The organism is Granulicella aggregans (assembly GCF_014203275.1).
In the GTDB taxonomy this organism is placed as follows: domain Bacteria; phylum Acidobacteriota; class Terriglobia; order Terriglobales; family Acidobacteriaceae; genus Edaphobacter.
This window is the reverse complement of the sequence record NZ_JACHIP010000007.1, coordinates 119777-138884: the sequence shown is the minus strand read 5'-3', so window position 1 is coordinate 138884 and position 19108 is coordinate 119777. Positions and strand designations below refer to the sequence as shown.

Annotated in this window: 20 protein-coding genes and 2 tRNA genes; 10 read left to right on the top strand and 12 right to left on the bottom strand. The window is 59.9% G+C overall.

Annotated elements, in window-relative coordinates:
- Positions 1-17: 17 nt before the first annotated feature.
- From HDF16_RS22065 to HDF16_RS22045, 5 genes are all read right to left on the bottom strand, one after another.
- A complete protein-coding gene (locus HDF16_RS22065; RefSeq protein ID WP_221313002.1) occupies positions 18-1436 on the bottom strand; it encodes a TolC family protein in 1419 nt (472 codons plus the stop codon).
- Between the two features lie 14 nt (positions 1437-1450).
- Complete coding sequence (locus tag HDF16_RS22060) at positions 1451-2425, bottom strand: tetratricopeptide repeat protein (RefSeq protein WP_184221688.1); 975 nt, start codon at positions 2423-2425, stop codon at positions 1451-1453.
- Between the two features lies 1 nt (position 2426).
- Complete coding sequence (locus tag HDF16_RS22055; RefSeq protein ID WP_184221686.1) at positions 2427-3671, bottom strand: efflux RND transporter periplasmic adaptor subunit; 1245 nt, start codon at positions 3669-3671, stop codon at positions 2427-2429.
- A gap of 84 nt (positions 3672-3755) precedes the next feature.
- On the bottom strand, positions 3756-5612 hold the full coding sequence (recJ, locus tag HDF16_RS22050; protein WP_184221684.1) for a single-stranded-DNA-specific exonuclease RecJ: 1857 nt from the start codon (positions 5610-5612) through the stop codon (positions 3756-3758).
- Positions 5613-5618: 6 nt separating this feature from the next.
- Positions 5619-6083, bottom strand: coding sequence for a hypothetical protein (locus tag HDF16_RS22045; protein WP_184221683.1), 465 nt, complete (start codon positions 6081-6083; stop codon positions 5619-5621).
- 127 nt (positions 6084-6210) lie between these two features.
- Here HDF16_RS22045 and HDF16_RS31320 point away from each other — a divergent pair, with 127 nt between their 5' ends.
- The 8 genes from HDF16_RS31320 to HDF16_RS22005 all read left to right on the top strand — a co-directional run bounded on the left by HDF16_RS31320 (position 6211) and on the right by HDF16_RS22005 (position 10855).
- Entirely contained in the window at positions 6211-6489 is a 279-nt protein-coding gene (locus tag HDF16_RS31320; RefSeq protein WP_184221681.1) for a DUF507 family protein, read from the top strand.
- Positions 6486-6761, top strand: a complete 276-nt coding sequence (locus HDF16_RS31315) for a DUF507 family protein (RefSeq protein WP_184221679.1) — start codon at positions 6486-6488, stop codon at positions 6759-6761. Before HDF16_RS31320 ends, HDF16_RS31315 begins: the two co-directional genes overlap by 4 nt.
- A 146-nt stretch (positions 6762-6907) precedes the next feature.
- Positions 6908-6984, top strand: a tRNA-Glu gene (locus HDF16_RS22030).
- 57 nt (positions 6985-7041) lie between these two features.
- Positions 7042-7118 (top strand) — tRNA-Glu (locus tag HDF16_RS22025).
- A gap of 76 nt (positions 7119-7194) precedes the next feature.
- Complete coding sequence (locus tag HDF16_RS22020) at positions 7195-7713, top strand: hypothetical protein (protein ID WP_184221677.1); 519 nt, start codon at positions 7195-7197, stop codon at positions 7711-7713.
- A gap of 81 nt (positions 7714-7794) precedes the next feature.
- Positions 7795-9108: a tRNA (N6-isopentenyl adenosine(37)-C2)-methylthiotransferase MiaB gene (gene miaB / locus HDF16_RS22015; RefSeq protein ID WP_184221674.1), complete on the top strand. Its 1314-nt coding sequence runs from the start codon at positions 7795-7797 to the stop codon at positions 9106-9108.
- Entirely contained in the window at positions 9108-9644 is a 537-nt protein-coding gene (locus tag HDF16_RS22010) for a bifunctional nuclease family protein (protein ID WP_184221673.1), read from the top strand. Before miaB ends, HDF16_RS22010 begins: the two co-directional genes overlap by 1 nt.
- A 29-nt stretch (positions 9645-9673) precedes the next feature.
- Positions 9674-10855 carry a glycosyltransferase family 9 protein gene (locus HDF16_RS22005; RefSeq protein WP_184221671.1) on the top strand — a complete coding sequence of 394 codons (1182 nt, stop codon included), beginning with the start codon at positions 9674-9676 and terminating at the stop codon, positions 10853-10855.
- On the opposite strand, the gene aroA is transcribed toward HDF16_RS22005, so the two are convergent.
- The 3 genes from aroA to HDF16_RS21990 form a co-directional block, all read right to left on the bottom strand.
- Positions 10856-12154, bottom strand: coding sequence for a 3-phosphoshikimate 1-carboxyvinyltransferase (gene aroA, locus HDF16_RS22000; RefSeq protein WP_184221669.1), 1299 nt, complete (start codon positions 12152-12154; stop codon positions 10856-10858). It lies immediately after the preceding gene.
- Between the two features lie 232 nt (positions 12155-12386).
- The gene (locus tag HDF16_RS21995) at positions 12387-12866 is read right to left on the bottom strand and encodes a (deoxy)nucleoside triphosphate pyrophosphohydrolase (protein ID WP_348641389.1); all 480 of its coding nucleotides are present in this window, start codon (positions 12864-12866) and stop codon (positions 12387-12389) included.
- A 99-nt stretch (positions 12867-12965) separates the two neighbouring features.
- On the bottom strand, positions 12966-13697 hold the full coding sequence (locus HDF16_RS21990; protein WP_221313000.1) for an HAD family hydrolase: 732 nt from the start codon (positions 13695-13697) through the stop codon (positions 12966-12968).
- A 136-nt stretch (positions 13698-13833) separates the two neighbouring features.
- Here HDF16_RS21990 and HDF16_RS21985 point away from each other — a divergent pair, with 136 nt between their 5' ends.
- Positions 13834-14343 carry a pyridoxamine 5'-phosphate oxidase family protein gene (locus HDF16_RS21985; RefSeq protein ID WP_184221848.1) on the top strand — a complete coding sequence of 170 codons (510 nt, stop codon included), beginning with the start codon at positions 13834-13836 and terminating at the stop codon, positions 14341-14343.
- Positions 14344-14346: 3 nt separating this feature from the next.
- Here the strand turns inward: HDF16_RS21985 and lolA are convergent, their stop codons facing one another.
- From lolA to HDF16_RS21965, 4 genes are all read right to left on the bottom strand, one after another.
- A complete protein-coding gene (lolA, locus tag HDF16_RS21980; RefSeq protein WP_184221667.1) occupies positions 14347-14997 on the bottom strand; it encodes an outer membrane lipoprotein chaperone LolA in 651 nt (216 codons plus the stop codon).
- Entirely contained in the window at positions 14997-15515 is a 519-nt protein-coding gene (locus HDF16_RS21975) for a prepilin-type N-terminal cleavage/methylation domain-containing protein (protein WP_184221665.1), read from the bottom strand. The genes lolA and HDF16_RS21975 overlap by 1 nt, the downstream gene beginning before the upstream one ends.
- Positions 15516-15590: 75 nt before the next feature.
- Complete coding sequence (locus tag HDF16_RS21970; RefSeq protein WP_184221663.1) at positions 15591-16904, bottom strand: M16 family metallopeptidase; 1314 nt, start codon at positions 16902-16904, stop codon at positions 15591-15593.
- 73 nt (positions 16905-16977) lie between these two features.
- A complete protein-coding gene (locus tag HDF16_RS21965) occupies positions 16978-17619 on the bottom strand; it encodes a TFIIB-type zinc ribbon-containing protein (RefSeq protein ID WP_184221661.1) in 642 nt (213 codons plus the stop codon).
- Positions 17620-17708: 89 nt separating this feature from the next.
- Between HDF16_RS21965 and rlmN the strand changes: the two genes are divergently transcribed.
- Positions 17709-19052: a 23S rRNA (adenine(2503)-C(2))-methyltransferase RlmN gene (gene rlmN, locus HDF16_RS21960; protein WP_184221659.1), complete on the top strand. Its 1344-nt coding sequence runs from the start codon at positions 17709-17711 to the stop codon at positions 19050-19052.
- Positions 19053-19108 lie beyond the last annotated feature (56 nt).

The window sequence follows — 19108 nt, the reverse complement described above, 5'->3', positions numbered from 1 at the left end:
TATCGCCGCAGGGTCGTTTATGGGGTGACGGATCCTGCAGCCGGTGTGATCGTGGTGGATGAAGAAGGCGAAACAGCCCTAACGTCGACGTTCTTCAGCCACGTGTCGAGCTGACCTGTCTGACGCATCAGGTTGATCTGTGCCTGGTTCAGTTGAAACTCCGCTTCCAGCAGGTCGATAGCCCTCGCACGCTCCTGCAGGCGAGCGTTTTGCTCGTCTTTCGGAGTCATCAGCGGGCCACCGGAACTTCCGTTATCTGCTGAAAGCTGTGCCAGCACGATGTCAAGCTGCTCTTGCGCAAGCTCGCGATCGATGCCGGCGAGATCGCTTCGTGCCGCCAATTCCTGGGCGCTGTGCTGTAGCCGGGCGCGGCCTTCGAGGAACTGATTGCGCTGATCCTCCGCTTCAAATTGCGCGCGGTGGGCCTCCGCTGCCGTTTCGCGGGCACGGTCCTCGTGGAGCCTGTCGTAGAGGGGCAAAGTGATCCCAATGCCGATGGATGCAGCGCTCTCGCTCATCTGCTTAAAGCCCGGGTAGTAGTCGATGTAGTTCGTATGGCTGGTACTGATGCGGCTGTAGTTTGCGCTGAAGCTGATCTGTGGCCGGAAACGATAGTGCTCTTCGCCGAACGCTACATATTGCTTGCTTCGAGCGACTGCCATTGAGGACTGGACGCCAAAGCTGTCCGGCGCATCTCCAGTCAGAGTCGTGATCGCTGGCAGGGAGGGAATCGAGGATGAAACCGAGCTAAGACGGTTTCCGGGCAGGCCAACAAGTCGCGACAGGTGATCGGAGAGCCCGGTGATCTGGTCCTCTATCTGAAGAAGCTGCAGATGAATCTGTGCTGCCGTGCGCTTCGCCTTTAGAAGTTCGATCCGTGCGTCGTGACCGGCTTCCAGACGATCCTGAACAATATTGGTCAGCTTCTGAGCGTAGCTATATTCCTGCGCCATTGCGGCCTGACGCCGCTGCGAGTTGTCGAGGTTTAAATACGTCACGGCTACATCTTCGGTGACCTGGTCCCGCGACTCTTCCGCCGCCAGGAGAGCCGCCTGCAAGGCTGCCGTGGCGGCACGTGTGTTGTCCCGCTGAGCGAAGCTGAAGAGCTGCGACTGGCTCGACAGACTGAACACCACCGGGACGCCCAAGGGAACTCCCGTAGAGGTTCCGTAGCCGCCGTTCGCGCTTGCGCTGGGAATGAATGTGTCGCGGACGGAGGAGAGCGCGGCGCGCGCCTTTTCGATGCCGGCATCAGCAGCCTTGATCTTTGGATCGCTCCGCAATGCAAGGTCCACCGCCGAAGAAAAAGAGATCTGCGCCTGCGAGGTGACGCACGGCGCAAGGAGAGCCGTGGCGGCCAATAGAAGTGATGGGAAGCGGAGCATCGATCGTTGCCGGCCTCTCTGTGTCATGCTGCGATTACGGCTGAAGTTCATGGTATCTCGATTACTTATCGTGCCTGCAGAGCTTTGCGAGCAGGGGCATACTCTGAGGCAAGGGCGAGTGCCTTCTGGTACTCGCGGCGTGCGCCTTCCACGTCGCCCGACTTGCCGATCAAATCGCCCAGTTGGACGTGTACTCGCGCTGCTGGTGCGCTGTCGGATTTCGCGGGAGAAGTGAGATAGTTTTCGAATAGCTCCCGCGCAAGTTGCGGTTCGCGGTTGCATGCGACCAGGACGCTCGCGGCGTCGACGATCGCTGCGTCTCGTGCGTGGTCCATTCGGACGAGCGTCTTGACCGTCGATACCGACTCGTCGCACTGCTTTCGGCGCTGATAAAAGTCTGCAATGTCGACTAGTGTCTGCGGCGTCCGTTGAGCTTCGAAGGCGCGCTTGAACTCCGCCTCAGCGGTTTCGTTGTCGCCTCGCTTCTCGGCGATCATCGCCAGCAACCGGTGTGCCTTGGTCGCGGAGACGGGCATTACACGGGCGGCCAGAGCGTCGGCTTTATCCAGTCCGCCCCCGACGATCGAAGGCGCGCCAACGTAGTACTCCCCAAGGTCGCTGAGCGCGGAGATATTTTTCGGGTCGACCTGAGCCGAACGCTCGAAGGCACCCACCACCTTCTTCGCGATCCGGAATGCGGAGATAGGGTTCGCGCGCGAGGCCTTGAGGCCGTAGGCTCGACCGAGCCACATCAGATTTTCGCTTAATAAGGCATTGTCGGAACGCGTTTCAGCCACTGCTGCCTCGCACTCCGCGATAGCACGATCGGCGAGCTCCTCCGAGTAAAACGCCCTGCACAACACCTGATGAAGCAGGGCATCGTGAGGATGAGCCTTGAGATCACTCCGAAGCTCGAGGGTCGCATCCTCTACCCGCCCTTGATTCAGAGCTGCCGTCGCGTGGACGACGTCCGCCGCCGCGGTGAGACGGAGGAGAAGGAACATCGCGAACAGCAAAACCGTGGGGAGCCGATAAGCCATGTTATTCGACGATTTTTACGCGCAAGCCGTTGGAGAGGTCGCTGTTGCTGCTGGTCGAGCTGAGCGCGATGACGTCCTTGTCGTTCAGGCCCGAAGTGATCTCAACGCGCGTCAGGTTGACGACTCCGATCTGGACAGCGGTGCGTACCAGTTTGCCATTGACGATCCGGTAGACATAGTCGCGTGGCCCGTCTGTGTGCAGAGCCTCTCGAGGAACGCTTAACACATTGCTGCTTTGGGAGGTTGTAACGGTCACGGTAACGTTTGTGTTCGGAAGCAGATCGCCCTGGGCATCGTCCACAGTGATCAGACACTCGCCAACGTTGCGCGTGCCGTAGGTGATCACGGTCGAAGGCACCTGATCAATATGACCGTGCCAGGTCTTCAGCGGCTTGGCGTCCCACACGATCTTCACCTTCTGGCCGACGGCGAGCTTGCCGATCTCTGGCTCGTCGAAGTAGGCGCGTACCTGAATCTGATTGAGGTCAGCAATGTCGAGGAGATCTTCACCTGCGGGAACGTAGTCGTACTCAGCCACTGGCACCGAGTAGACGGTCCCGGCGAACGGCGCGCGGATATTCGCTGCCGCGTAGCTACGTTCCGCCGCAGCCTGGTCCGCCTGCGCATTCGCAAGTTGCTGCCGCGCTCGCTCCAGCTCCGAAGGGCTGTAGCGGCGTTCGCTGCGCGCCTGAAGACCATCCAGCGTGCTGGTTGCCGTCTGCAGGCGTTGCTGAGCAGCGGCGACTTCGGCTGCGGACGCGGCACCCTTCTGCTGGAGTTGCTGCATCGCTGCAAGGTCGCTGGTTGCTTGTTGCTTCTGGGACTTGGCCCGGTCAAAGTCGCTGGTCAGGGCAAGACGCTCTTCCTGCGTCCCATTGTGTTGCGTAGCGTCGAGGCCGATCTTTGCGGTACTGATGGAGACGGCCGCACCGGCCAACCGCGACCGGATGTCCGTATCGTCCATCGTTACCAGCAGCGCCCCGGACGGAACCTTATCTCCTACTTGGACGTAGAGCCGCTTCACCACACCCGGGAAGGCCGCGTGGGCCTGGTACTCGTGGATAGGTTCCACCTTGCCGTTGGTAGAGGTCGAGCTCTCGAGGCTCTGGCGGCTCACCGTAGACGAGCGGACGACGACACGGTCCTTCGTCTTCCAGCGAATGAACAGAATCGCTGCTACGAGGACGACAGCTGCGGCGATCCAAATTACATAGGAGTTGCGATGAGTCTTTTCGTTTGCTGGCATCGTCGGGTCTTCAGTATATAAGACGCTCATGTTGCATCAACGGAGCAAGTTTTTTCGTTACAGTATGTTGCGGAACTGGGGCACTCAGTCCGCCGCGTGGGCAGCGAGCCTGAGGTCTACGAGTTCCAGTTCCAGGCCAGCAAATCGCCCGTTCGTATTTCGCCGAACATAATAAGCGACATCCAGCGAAGCGCCTCGCTGGATGTCGAGGAGTTGGCACCTTTCGGGCCAGTCGATACTCCGGCTCCATCCCATGGCATTTATCGAGTCCCCGTCACTTCGTTCGAATTGCAGGCAAACGTGGCGGTCTTTGATGATTCGGGGTGCGCTCGCGAGAATGACGCCGCAGCTCATGAAGAGCGGCTCGGGGTTTCCATTGCCGAAGGGAGCGCAGCGCGAAAGCCAACCCTCAAACTCATCGGTTACTTGGGAAAACTCCAGCTCAACATCGAAGTGAAGCGATTCGACCGGAGCCTCTGCTGCGAAGTGCACTCCTGCGATGGCGGCCATCCGCTCTCTCAGGTCGGCCAGACGGTCCGAGGGTAGCGAGAAGCCGACCGCGTGGGCATGGCCGCCGAATCGTGTAAATACGGGTTCCGCACCCGCGTCGGATGCGTGTGCAACCGTCAATGCATCGAGCAGGTGGAAGCCTTCAATCGATCGCCCTGACCCATGCGCCTGTCCTTCGTCATGCGTCATCACCAACGCGGGGCGGCCTGTCCGATCGACGACCCGCGATGCCAGAATGCCCAGGACGCCGCGATGCCACTCGGCATCATCGAGGATGATGCAGTCGGCAGGGAACTGGCCGGTCACCGCTTTCATGACGGCAAGCTGGGCCTCGATGCTTTCGAGCGCCTTTGCCTCCGTCGCGCGCCGCTCGCTGTTGAGGCGGTCCAGCTTCTCTGCAAGCTGCTGGGCGAGCTCCGGGTCGCGCGTAAGGAAGAGCTCCACCACATCACTTGCGACATCCATCCGTCCGGCTGCATTAATACGAGGGGCCAGCCGAAAGCCCACTTCGGTCGCAGTCGGAGGGCGGTCGAGCGGGATCTGTGCGACCTGCATCAATGCCCGCAATCCCGGCTGGACTGGATTGCGAAGTTCGCGAAGCCCGAGCGCCGCGATCACCCGATTCTCCCCGACGAGCGGAACCGAGTCGGCAATCGTCGCAATTGCGACCAGCTTGAGGAACGATGGAAGAATCTTGCTCTCCAAACGTTCCCGCTCGATCTCAGTCCGGGCGGCTGCGGACATCAGCGCATAGGCGAGCTTGAAAGCAACTGCCGCGCCGCAAAGGGACTTGAAAGGGTATGGGCAATCGGCCTGAGCCGGGTTGATGACGGCGAGAGCTTCGGGAATCCCGGCCACATCGTCCGGGAGATGGTGGTCGGTCACGATCAGGTCCAGTCCGAGTGCCTTGGCCTCATCAGCTGCGGCGAACGCGCGAATTCCGGTGTCCACGCTGATCACCAGCGACACGCCCGCAATCGAGGCGTCCCCCAGGACTTTGGCCTGCATGCCGTAGCCTTCGCGGATGCGATGGGGAACGTGGTATCGCACCTGTGCCGGGCGGTCCGTGGGCGCGATTCGTTCGATGGCAGTCTTCAGCAGGACCGTGGCTGTTGTGCCGTCCACGTCGTAGTCGCCGTAGATCAGGATGATCTCGCCATCCGCCACTGCACGCTGAATGCGCTCGACGGCGGGTGCCATGCCGAGTAGAAGCATGGGATCGTACAGTTCATCGATTGTGGGATGGAAGAATCTATGAGCTGAAACCGAGCTTGAAATTCCGCGCGATACGAGGAACTTCGCAATCGGAAGCGGACACTCCAGTTGTTGCGACAAAGCCTGCGCCGTCGCCTCATCTATGGCGAGACCGATCCATGGGCGACCGGCAGGTTCCAGCCCAGTTACGTTCAGGGCCTCAGCTTCATCGTTCATCGCTGCCTAGTCGTCGCCTTCGCCATCATCGACGACGATACCGCCGAGATCGGTTACTGCCTCAAGCAGCTCCTGGAAGCGTTCGTACCACGGCGTCGAAGTCTCGAAGAGGAACATCACGCCCTGGTGCGCGAAGCCAAGCTGCAGGTATCCCGTCTTGCCAACGTGCTTCACCAGCGCCTGTGCGTCGTCGAACTCCTGGCCGTCGTCATCCGGATAGCTCTGGTCGCGCAACTGCTCGAGCAGGATGGCGATGTCTGTCTTCTCGAGAACAACCTCGCTCATGGTTACAAACGGCGAGTTCGCCGCCTTCGCGTGCTCCACGAAGACCTTCCAGGCGTCCGCGTCGTCTTCTTCAAAGAGGACGGTCGGCACCTCTTCGGTCACATAGCCATTCAGCCGCCTCATGCCGTGTCCGGCGATGAAGGCAATCATGTCGTCTTTAACTGAGATCAGGTTATCGGTCTGCATCAAGAAGCTATTGTCGCAGAAAGAGGGCTGCTACGCCTATGGAATTGCCCTACCAACGATTCAACGACATCCGGACGCTGAGCGTCGGATGGATGAAACTCAGCATCGTGTATTCTGAACAAAAGCGATGATTTTCTCTAAAGATTATGTAGGGTACCTGGCACGGCAGACGGTCAAGCATCTCGTTGAAGCGAAGATGATTGCGACCACGAAACCTGCCGTCTTGAACGAGCGCGTGACGACGGCAATGGTCGAGGAACTTTCGCTCGAAGACCGCATCAACGATGAGGTCCGCGTTATCCTCGAAGCCTTCCAGGACGACATGCGCAAGACCGGCGCAAGCTACCCCGAGATGTTTAAGAAGGTCAAAAACGAGCTGGCCCGCAAGTACAAGGCGGTGCTATGAGAATCTCCCGCGACAAGCTCAATAAGCTCGCTCACACGGTCGCCGACTCGCTTGCCGAGATCCCCGAGTGCGACTTTCTCGAAGACCGCAACACCATCCGGCAGGAGGCCCGCAAGGCGCTCGAAAAGCTGCTGATGGAAGAGACCAAGATCGACGCGGCTGCTCGGATGAAGATCTCCTCGCAGCGCAAGATCATCGTCGAAGGCTCGCAGGAATGGGACATCCTCTATCGCAAGTACTACAACGACGAGGTCAAGAAACTCGGCCTTTAGGGTCGACTTCAAGCGTACTAGGGCGTCATTCTGAGTGAAGCGAAGAATCCCCGCATTTGTCTTTTGCAACGACCTCAACCTCTTCTGCACAAGCCAATTCCCTGATATACTTAGAGAATCGCGGCGAAGAGATGTTTCTTCTGTTTGGCGTCATGGTGTAACTGGTTAACACGCCGCCCTCTCAAGGCGGAGAGTCCGGGTTCGAGCCCCGGTGACGCTACCAAATCCTGATCCCCTCTAGATTTGAAGATGCGAGTTCAAAGCAATGCCGAAGCAATTTGGCGCCATGGTGTAACTGGTTAACACGCGGCCCTTTCAAGGCTGAGAGTCCGGGTTCGAGCCCCGGTGGCGCTACCAAAAAATCAATATATCGAGCAAACTCCAGCGTTATGGCGTACGATCTCGCTTCCAGCGCTTCGCTTTGAGGCGGTCTATGAAAAACCTGATAGCCATCTTGAGTTTGTTGCTTGCTTCCGCTGGCGCGACCAGCCAGGAGAGCACCCCTGTCTGGCCTCAAGATCGGATACTCGACCAACTCGTCGGCGATTGGAACGCGAAGGGGATTGCACACGAACATCCCTACACATGGAAGATGCACGGCGAATGGGTGCTCAGCCATCAATTCCTGCGGTTGACAGAAAAAAGCGCCGAAAACATCTTCGGCATAGGCAGGCCCTTCGAAGCCATCTACTACTTTCGCTATGACTATAAAGAGGGTCGATATATCTCGCACTTATTGAAGAACTTTGGCTCGGAAGAGAGTTCGGTCCTCGGCTACAGTCAGGTGAATGGCGATCAACTATCGTTCGTCTACAAACTACCTCAAGAGACTGTCACCGAGCAATTTACTTGGGAACCGGCTTCAAAACACTGGCATTGGAGGTCTTGGGGTGACCCTCCAGACGGAAAGCGGATCGATATTCTTGACTTAGAACTCGTGAAGAGTAACTAAGGAACGATTCGCGGTACTCGACAAGAGTGGGATACAAGTTCTCAAGCCCGGGCGAACTCCATCGGGCGATATACTTACCCTGTGAGCAAAACCTTCTACATCGAAACCTTCGGCTGCCAGATGAACGCCCATGACTCCGAAAAAGTCATCGGCACCCTGGAGCACGAAGGCTACGCCCAGGTTCAGGACGAGGCCGAGGCCGGCCTGATCCTCTACAACACCTGTTCCATCCGCGACAAAGCCGAACAAAAGGTCTTCCACCGCCTGAACGAGTACAAAAAGATGCAGGGCGAAGGCAAGAGGTTCGCCGTCATCGGCTGCGTCGCCCAGCAGGAGGGCGAAAAGATCTTCGAGAAGGCACCCTACGTCTCGATCGTCTCGGGTTCGGCCTCCTATCGCAACCTCCCCGAGATGCTCGCACGCCTCGAAGCCGGCGAGACGCGCATCACCGGCCTCGACGACCGCCAGACCAACGAGACCTTCGAGACCGAGTTCACCTCGCGCACCAATCCGCACCGCGGCTACATCACCATCATCGAAGGCTGCGACAAGTTCTGCGCCTACTGCGTCGTCCCCTACACGCGCGGCAAGGAGCGGTCGCGCACAGCGGACTCCGTCCTCGCCGAAGCCCGTCGCATCGCCGACTCCGGCTACACCGAGATTCAACTCCTCGGCCAGAACGTGAACTCTTACGCTGATCCGTCGGGAAAGAAATCCTTTGCCGAGTTGCTCGAAGCTGTTGGAACCGTTCCCGGCATCCGCCGCGTGCGCTTCACCACCTCGCACCCGCGCCATTTCACCCGTGACATCGTCGAGGTGCTCGATGCGGTACCGACGCTCTGCGACCACGTCCACCTTCCCGTGCAGAGTGGCTCCAGCGATGTCCTGAAAGCGATGGCCCGCGAGTACACCCGCGACTGGTACCTCGAACGCATCGCCTGGATCAAGGCGGCGAAGCGCGAGATCAGCATGACCTCGGACATCATCGTCGGCTTTCCCGGCGAGACCGAGGAAGACTTCGAGCAGACGGCGACGCTGCTCGGCGAGGTTGGCTACGACGCGATCTACGCCTTCAAGTACTCGCCCCGGCCGAACACGCCGGCCATCACCATGGCGGACTCTATCTACGAAGAGCTCAAGATCGACCGCCTGAAGCGGCTCAATGACATTCAGCGCGATCTACAGCGCATCAGCTACGAGCGCCACCTGGGCCAGACGATGGAGGTGATGGTGGAAGGCCACAATCGTCAACGCGGACAGGTCATTGGGCGCAGCTCGCAGAACAAGACTGTGAACTTTACGACGACGCAGCCGATCCTTCCAGCGCCGGGCAGCTATGTGAACGTGCGCATCACGCAGACCTTCCCGAACAGCCTCGTCGGCGAGGCTGCCTGATGAAGCATGAGGCCAAATCTGTCGCGGCGAAGTCGGCGCTTGAGGTGCCGACGGAGATCGAAGTGCAGATTCGCGGCCTGATGATGGACCCCATCACCAACATGCCCATCGTCATTCTGAAGGACGTGGAGAGCGAGATGGTGCTGCCCATTTGGGTTGGCATCTTCGAAGCGAATGCGATTGCCATCGAACTGGAGAAGACGGCGACGCCGCGCCCGATGACTCACGATCTATTGCGCGACCTGACTCGCGGCTTGAACGCCAGGGTTACGAAGGTGGTCGTCTCGGAGCTTCGCGACGACACTTTCTACGCTCTCATCTGGATGGAGCAGCAGGGCGAGATCGTGGCCGTCGACGCGCGGCCATCGGACGCGATCGCGCTGGCGCTGCGATGGGACTGCCCCATCTACGTAAATCGCGACGTTCTCGCCAGCTCTCGAGTGGCAGCGAATGGCACGCAGAACATCAATCCGGACGAGCTCCGCAAGTGGCTTGAAAATCTGAACGACGACGAGATGGGCCGCTACAAGATGTAGCTGGAACTACCGTACGGGGTGTAGCGGCAATGTCTCTCAAGCAAGTGATCACAGGCATGGCGCTCGCGCCGGCGATGGCGATAGAACGCTTCGTCAGGTCTTCGAGCTTGCGTACTCCTATTGAAGAAGCGCGATCGATTCTGATCCTCGAATATATGCTTCCGCTGGGATGCTGCGTGCACCTCACGCCGGTCTACGACGCAATTCGGGCAGAGAAGCCGCATGCGGTCATCACGGTCGCTACGCGCGGACTAGGACTGCAACTGCTTCGGCATAACGCCGCCATCGACCACTTGATCGAGACGCCAGACCCGCTGCATGGACTCCGTCCGGCGGCCAAGGCGCTTTCGTTGGAGCTGGCGAGGTTGGGCATCCGGCCCGATTGCATCTTGACTGGTGCCTCCGACCAGCGGACGCGGATTGGCCTGATGGGGATGCTGGCAACCGGAGGCTGGCGAGCAGGCTTTACCCAGACTCCGGCGCTCTATCACCGGCCCCTGATCCTCGATCGAGAAGCGAGCCTGATCGCGAACAACCTTCGGCTGGTTGGACTGCTGAAACTTGAGAGTCCAAGCCGCGAGCCGCGCGTCCCTTTCTCCTCCTCAGACGTTGCCTACGCGGAGAAGCTCGTGCGAGAGGTTAATCCTCAGGGACGTCCTCTGCTGGTCATGGTCACCCAGACGAGCGGCGGCCAGCGTACGGGATGGCATCGGGACCGATTGGTCCAGGTAATCCATCATGCACGCCATGAGCTGGGTTGCTCGGTTGTCTATGTCGGAACCGCGACCGACGCGAAGCCGATCGAAGAGATACGGCTTGCCGCAGATGAGATTGGGGTTTCGCTGGCGGGGCGGACTTCCGTGACTCAGCTTGCCGCGCTGCTCGCCATGAGCGACTACGTCGTCTCGCTCGACACGGGCACGATGCATGTTGCCCGCGCGGCAGGCGTGCCCATGGTGGTGCTGGCGACCTCGTGGCAGAAGGCGATTGAGTGGATGCCGCTCGGCTTGCCGCATGTCCGCATACTTCGAGGCGAGGACCGCGAGATGATTCCGAAGGGATATCAGCTGGACGAGATAGAAGCCAAGGATGTCATCCGCGCGCTCAGTTATCTCATCGCAAACTATCCTGCGAGCTGGGCGCAGCGCGCAGAGCGTGTCGATCGATCGTTATCGCACATCGATCATCTGCCAACGCTATCTCCCGAATAACTAGGCGGGGCAGAGCTCGCGCAGGTTGGTGAAGAACTCCGGGAAGGAGATTGCCGCAGCCTCGGCTCCGTGGATCTCGGTCTCGCCTTCGGCCCGCAGAGCAGCGATCGAAAACGCCATCGCGATGCGATGGTCTGTGCCGGAGTCGATCTGGGCGCCGTGCAATGTCTGACCGCCGGGGATGTCCAGGCCGTCCTCGAACTCCGTGAACTTCGCTCCCATGGCTGTGAGATTTTTCGCGACCAGAGCGATGCGGTCGGACTCTTTCACGCGCAACTCCTTAGCGTCGCGGATGCGGATGCCGTCGCGGGTGTACGGGGCAATGGCAGCCAGAACGGGAAGCTCGTCGATGATCATGGCGGAGAGAGGGCCGGTTATGTCGGCACCCTTCAGGCCGCCGGGGGCGACGTTGACCTGGATGGTCCCGATCATCTCGCCGTGGTGCTCTTCGACAGTCAGTACCTTGAACTTTGCTCCGAGCGTAGCCAGGACATCGAGCAGAGCGGTGCGGGTGGGGTTCATGCCGAGCGAGTCGAGAATGAGGTTCGAGTCCGGGAAGAGCAGCGCGGCGCAGAGGAAGAAGGCGGCGGAGGAGAGGTCGCCGGGGACGGTGGCGTCGATGGCCTTAAGAGTCTGGCCGCCGGGGATGGAGAGCTTGTCGCCAGAGCGGGTGAGCGTCGCACCGAAGGCGCGGAGTGCGTGCTCGGAGTGGTCGCGGGTGCGGACGGACTCGGACAGGCTGGTGGTGCCGGTGGCCTGAAGACCGGCGAAGAGGACGGCGGTTTTTACCTGCGCTGAGGGAATAGGTGTGTCAAAGTCGATCGCCTGGAGTGGACCGCCGTGGATGGTGATCGGCGCATGGCCTTCAATGAGGTCCATCTTCACACCCATCTGTGAGAGCGGCTTGCGGATGCGCTCCATGGGGCGGAGCGTCAGCGAGTGGTCGCCGATGAGGGTGAAAGTGTGCGGATGGGGGGCGATCAGACCGGAGAGCATGCGCATGGTCGAGCCGGAGTTGCCGCAGTCCAGCGGCTGCGTCGGCTGGATAAACTTGCCCGCTGTTCCGGTCACTTCGATCACGCGCGTTGGGCCTTCGCCGGTGGTCTCTACCGTCGCTCCGAGCGCTTCCATGCAGGCGAGGGAACTGGCCGGGTCCGCACCCGTGGAGAAGTTCGAGAGGCGCGTCGTTCCCTCGGCCAGGCCAGCGAGCATCGCATAGCGGTGGGAGATCGACTTGTCGCCGGGAACGGTTAGGGAGCCTTGCAGGGTGCGGGCGGGACGGACTACTTCAATCGACATTTCGGTCTGGAATCGCTTTCTTTCGCGGGGGGCCTACCCCTCCGCCTTATTTGTGCAAAATATTGATTCTAAGTAGGTTGGTGGTATACAACGATTGCCAAGATATTGATTCTACGAGCGCGGTTCCAATCATGACCCACCCCCGGATTCTACCTGACCGCAGACACGTCGTGGGCTGGTGGAAGGACGGCAGATCCTCCGACTTTCGTCGAAGGATGACAGGCCAGATGGGTTAGAGCAGGCGGCCTTCGGAGAGGTCGCGGATCAGGCCGAGGTCGGCGGCGAGGAAGTCGTATTCGGGAAGGGCAGTGAGCGGGGACCAGCGCATGTCGTTGAAGATACGGTTTTCGAGTGCGCCGCCAAATTGGTCGACTACGAAGAACTGCAGGTCGATTGCGCCGCCGTTGCGATACTTGTGGCGGATCTGGGCGATGCGTCGGCCGATGGTCGCGCTGATGCCCAACTCCTCGTCAAGCTCGCGCGCGAGAGCCTCTTCGGCGGTTTCGCCGGGCTCGATCTTGCCGCCGGGAAACTCCCACTTCAGGCTCATGGGTTGGTCCGGTTTGCGTTGACAGATAAGGACTTCGGTCGTTCCGGTGCCGGACTCCGCGGAGTCGGCATGGCGGAGGATCAGCCCCGCTACGACCAGACGCATCGGCTTCGGGGTTCCCGAATCGGTGCTGCGGTCGAGTTTGCGTATCGGCTCTTTCACAACTGTCTAGAGTTTAGACGCTGTGAAGTAAAGATTGGACTTATCGGCTTGCCGAATGGGGTATGGGCCCAAAGTAGGCACTATGCTGAAAAGTTCGATTCAGGGGCGGCGTATCGAGACCGGGAGATAGACGGGCCAGCCTTCCATCGTGCTGCGTTCGACCAACGCAGCGGTTGGATTGACCGGGAACGCGCGGCGAGCGATGGCCAGCATGGCCGCATCGTGGACGGAGTTGCCGAAGACCGCGTCGGGTGTAACGACCCCGGCAGCGAGCAGCGCGCGGACCTTCCCCTCGTCGGTCGGCACATCCAGCAACCGGTCGGTTACGATGCCGTTCTCGATAGCGACCCGGGCAGAGAGCACGCGGTTTGCCGGGATGCTGAATCGCTTCACTCCCTCCTCGATCACCCAATCGTTGGTTGAACTTACCGCCCAGATCTCGGTGCCTCGCTGCTGGAGTTCGGTTACCAGGGCGAGCATCTCCGGGAAGATGTTGCGCTCGATCTTTTCAGTGAAGAAGCGGGCTGCGGACTGGCGCAGCTCCGATTCGGCGAGCCCGTGGTAGACCTGCACCATCTCGCCACAGATGGCGACCTCAGAGACCTCGCCGCGCGCGTATCCGCGGTAGCGAGCGTCGAGCCAATCCGTAGCATCGCGCGAAAGCAGGCCGGTTTCGATCGTCCAGTGCATGAAGGTCGAGCCAGCGTCGCCCGACCACAAGGTCCCGTCGCAATCGAAGACCGCGATGGCGGGGTTCAGTTCATGGACGGCTGCGTGGAACTCTTCCGTGGATAGGGTTGAAAACGGGGGCCTATTGATGGCGGTGCTCAAATTTGGTCATCTCTTCCGCGTGTCGCTACACGCTGCTTTTTTTTGCTGAATAGATAAATTTTACGCTGCTCTTGTGAAAGGACGGTGGAGAGACATTCTCGCGGCGAAGCGCATCGTAGTGCCTGGAGGATTTGCTATGAGCGAGTATCAGGAACTTTACGGGGACGCGGGACTGCAGAAGATCGGCGATCTGATCAAGGACATCCGGATGGCCATGCTTACGACTGCGGCGCCGGACGGGAGCTTCGACAGCCGGCCAATGGCGACGCAGAAGTTCGAGCACTTCGACGGAACGGTGTGGTTTCTGACGCAGGCGGGGTCGGGGAAGCTGCACGAGATTGCCGATGACAGTCACGTCTCCCTGATCTATGCCGACAGCGGCGATTCGAAGTATGTAACCGTGAAAGGGTTCGCTTCCACCAGCCGGGACAAGGCGAAGATTCACGAGATGTGGAACCCGATGTACAAGGCTTGGTTTCCAGAGGGCGAGGACGATCCCAGCATTCGCGTGCTGCGGGTGGATGTTACCGAGGCTGAGTACTGGGAGGCTTCATCGAGCCGGATTGTGCGCGGTATGAAGTATCTGGCTGCGGCGGCAACTGGCGGAAAGGTGGATGTGGGTGAGTCGGGGAAGGTGCTGGTCTAGCGACTAGATTGGGGCAATGCCGTCGACGATCGCGACTCCGGCTGGAGGGGCGAAGGTGAAGTCGGAGTCGCGAACGGGAATGTTCTCCTGCATGCCCGAGAATGCGAATTCCGTTACTGCGCCATCGATCTCTTCCAGTCGCATCGTCTGGATCGCGCCAGCAGCGGTCACGGTGAGCGCGAGCGATTTGACACGCTGCGTCATGCCTTTGGGAATCCCGGCGATGCGGAAGTTGGAGCCATCCGGTGCGACGGTTATCTGGTCGAGTTCCTTGGCAAGCTGGGTGTGGCCCAGGAGGAAACGCAACGGGGAGCGCAGGTCGTCGAGCTTTTTCGCGGGAATGCGGGTGGCCTGGTTATCGCCAGGCGTGTAGAACCAGCCGAACTTGCCATCCAGAAGGAAGACCTTGCCGGCTGGCGTGTTGTAGTTCCAGCGCATGCGGCCGGGTTTCTTCAGGAGCAGCGTCCCGGTTTCGGTCCGGTCCATGCCCATGCCGGTGTAGTGTTCGGAGTAACTGGCGCGAAGGCTTGAAAGATGGTTGTAGTGGTCGCCGACTTTGCGCAGGATGGGATCGGATACCTGCGCATGCAGCATCGGAGTTCCGAGGGGAACTCCGGTGAGGACAGCGTAAAGCAGAGATCGAATCAAGGACATTACTGGACTGTCTGGGTGCAATTGGTAGCGCCAGCCGGATCGAATCGGAGAACGTTGTTCTCGTCGATGCAGAAGCCGCGGTCGCCGGTCTTGCCGACCGAAGTCGGAGTGGCGGTAATCTCAAAAGAGCTGAACTGGTCCTGGTTGTTGACGGTGACCTTGCCGCCGCAGGCGATGGTGAAGGTGTAGCCCGCCTTATTGCCGGTCGCGAGGTCAGTTGGAATCAGCTGCGCGCCCAGGGCAGAGGGAGCGCCGGACTTTGGATCGCCGCCAAGGGCAGGGAGCGTGCAGGCGAACCCGTTGGCCGGATAGGCGGAGTTGTACTGGAGTTCAGCGTTCACGACGGTGCGAATGGATTGCTGGGCTGAGAGCTCATTCGCGTTCTTGCGCAGCTTGAGCAGCTGCGGGATACCCAGCGTCATGAGGATTAGCATGACGGACATGACGATTAGGAGCTCGATGAGAGTGAAGCCCGCTTCGTTGGAGCGCGATGTCTTTTGCGTGTCAGGGAAGTTCATGGTTCCTCGTCTTTTGCAGGTAGTCGATACTGCATCGTGCTGCGCGTCATCGCGCAGAGTTCGATTCAAACTTTATCAGCAGGCGAGGTCTTCGCGCTCGATCTTGAGCGTTCCGAGGTTACCTAGAAGTGTCAGGGCCATCGATTCGGGACGGAAGAGCGATTGGGCAGTCGTTTGGACGTCGGCGGGAGTGACTGCGTTGATCTCCTCGGTGATCTCGTCGACGCCGAAGAAGCGACCGAAGTACATCTGCTGGCGGGCGAGGTTGGCCATGCGGCTGCCGGAACTCTCCAGGCCGAGAACGATGTTGCTCTTCAGTTGATCCTTGGCGCGCTTCAACTCGGCCTCGCTGACGGTGTCTTCTTTGAGACGGCGGAGTTCGTCGAGGGTGAGCCGGAGGAGACGCTCAGTCTTATCGATGGAGGTGCCGGCGTAGACACAGAGGGAGCCGGTATCGCGGAAGGGGTTCATCTCGGAGTAGATGGAGTAGGCGAGGCCGTGATCTTCGCGGACGGACTGGAAGAGACGGCTGCTCATGCCACCACCTAACATGTTATTCAAGAGGTAGATGGCGTAGCGGCCTTCATCTGATACTTTCGGTGCTGGCACGCCGAGGCAGAACTGGACCTGCTCGAGCGACTTCTTCCGCTTCAGAGTGATGTGTGGGGTTGCCGGGGGCGCACTCTGGCGCACGAAAGGGGTGTCGGAGCTGGCGGCGAGGGAGCTGAACTGGTTTTCGACTTGCTGGACGAAGGAGTCGTGGTCAAGATGGCCGGCGGCGGAGAAGACCATGTTGCTGGGGGTGAAGCGGCTAGCGTAGAAGTCGAAGACGGTCTGCTGGTCGAAGCTGGAGACGGTCTTTACGGTGCCGAGGATGGGTCGACCTAGAGCGTCGTTCTTCCAGAAGTTCTGGGTGAAGATCTCGTGGACGAGGTAGTCGGGGTTGTCCTCATCCATCTTGATCTCTTCGAGGATGACACCTTGTTCGCGGGCGATGTCCTCGGGCGTAAAGGTGGGATGGAGAACAAGATCCGAGAGAACATCGAGAGCCGGGTTTAAGTGTTCGTCGAGAGCCTTGATGGTGAAGCCGACGGTCTCCTTGCCAGTGAAGGCGTCGAGATTGCCGCCGATGGTGTCGACCTCGCGGGCGATCTGCTGGGCGGAGCGCGAGGTGGTGCCCTTGAAGACCATGTGTTCGACGAAGTGGGAGATGCCGTTCTGGGCGATGGTCTCGTCGCGCGCGCCGGAGTTGACCCAGACGCCCATGGAGACGCTGCGGACGTGGGGAATGCTCTCGGAAAGGACGAGCAGGCCGTTGGGAAGAACGGTCCGGCGGATGTTGCGGGGAGTGGATGCGGCGGGTGTGGGCGGGGTCAGGGTTGAGGACATATTTTGACTATTGTTTCACAGCGGGAAAGGGTTGGATTTCGTGCAGATTCGGGCTACTTGGGAAAGGGCGGAGTCAATGGGCAGGGAGCGGCCCTATCGGCGGATCTTGCCAGGTGGTGCCGCAGTCTTCGCAGACCCAGGTGTTGGTTGGCTCGACGCTTTCGAGGAAGAGTTCTTCAGACGAGCAGTTCGGGCAAGTTGGTGGTGCGAAGTCGCGGCTTGTAATGGCTGATTCGGCTTCGAATCGCGGGCGGAGTTCGGTCAGGTTGGCGCTGTTCAGGACCTGCTTCGCCTTTTCCAGATCGTCAGGAGCGACAAGCACCTGCGGAAGGCGAAGGTCGGATCTTCCTTCGTTGCGACGAATGTCTGAGGCGATGCGTTCTTCTCCAAGGATGAAGCTGACGAAGTTGGCTTCGTCGGTCGTGTCGCATTCGCAGAGGGCTACACCGCCCCTCTGAAGGAGATCGGCCGGAAAGTAGGCATCGCCTTCCTCCGTATCCTCGGCACTGAGTTCAGAAGGTGCTTCCGCCATGTCGGGCAAGATAGCGGACGACGCGGAAAGCTTGCGTCTGGTGAGTTCGTTGCGAAGTAGGCCTTGCGCGTCGTCGGTGAGACTGTCGAATTGATTGTTCAACAGGAGGAGTTCTTTGTCTGACATACGGGCATACGCATCGCGGAGGCGATGCCAGCCTTCCGGATCATCTGCGTAGGACATATGCAGGAGCTTACACAGAACTGCCGGGTAGGCGCTATTTCGTCGGCACAGTCATCGTAAACTTGAGAGTGATCGTAGAAGGCAGGAGTATGGAGCAGTCGGCAATAAATTTGACATCCATTGGCAAGGCTCTCTTTGGGAAGACGCTGGCGGAGTTGCAGGCGCTTGTTGTGGAGCTTGGGCTGACGAAGTATCGGGCGACGCAGATCTTTGAGGCTCTGTACAAAGGACGGGTTGAGTCCCTGGCGGAGATTACTACGCTGCCGGTTGAGGTGAGGGAGCGGCTGGCGGCGGAGGGGTTCGTCGTGGGCAGGCCGGTGATCGCGCAGACGGCGACCTCGGTCGATGGCACCGAGCGGTACCTAATGCGGATGGGTGATGGGGAGACGGTCGAGACCGTCTGGATGCCCGAGGGCGATGGCGGCGAGCGCGGGGATGGGAGCGAAGCCGCTGCGGAAGAGGCTGGGGAGATTGATGAAATTGAAAGCGTGGGCGGTCCCACGCATCGCGATGAAGCTGCGATGAATGGGGCACGAGGGGAAGCGGGTCCTTCGACTTCGTCTGGCGCAAAGGACGCGCCAGACTCCGCTCAGGATGACACCTCCTCACCTGGAAGGCGGAAGAGGTTTCAGGACGTTGGGACGCTGGAGAAGAGTGGATACCGTCGGGCGACGATTTGTATCTCGAGTCAGGTGGGGTGCGCGGTCAATTGTCAGTTTTGCCTGACCGCGAAGCTGGGGATCAAGCGAAACCTTACGGCTGGTGAGATCGCGGGGCAGGTGGCGTCGGTGCTGGCGCGGCAGGGAATCAAGGTAGGGCAGGACAGGATCAACCTTGTGTTCATGGGCATGGGCGAGCCGTTTCTGAACTACGACTCCTTTATGGATAGCGTGCGGCTGCTGTCGGGCGCGATGGGTATTCCCGAGTCGCGCATGACTGTGTCGACGAGCGGGATTGAGCCGGCGATTCGGCGATTCGCGCAGGAGACGGTGCGGCCGAAGCTGGCGCTCTCGCTGAATGCTTCGAACGATACGGTTCGGGCGGAGATCATGCCGATCACGAGGAAGTGGAACATCGCGGCGCTGCTCGAAGCAGTCGATACGATTCCGCTGGGCAAGCGCGAGTATGTGACGTTTGAGTACGTCTTATTGGGAGGCGTAAATGACCAGCCGATGCATGCGCGGGAGGTGCTGGCGCTGCTCGGTGGGACCAAGGCCAAGGTCAATTTGATCGTCTGGAATCCCGGGCCGGGGATTGCTTATCATCAGCCGACGCCTGAAGACGTGGCCATCTTTCAGAAGATGCTGATCGATGGCGGGCTGCCGACCTACATTCGCCGTCCGCGTGGGCGGGACATCTATGCTGCTTGCGGACAGTTGAAGCGGACGGTGGCGGAAGAGGCTGGGTTGGTGGAGATCGCGGCTGCGCAATAAGCGGTGGTGCGAAGGTTTTACGTCCCACCCATGCGGTGAAGCTGCATGGATGGGGC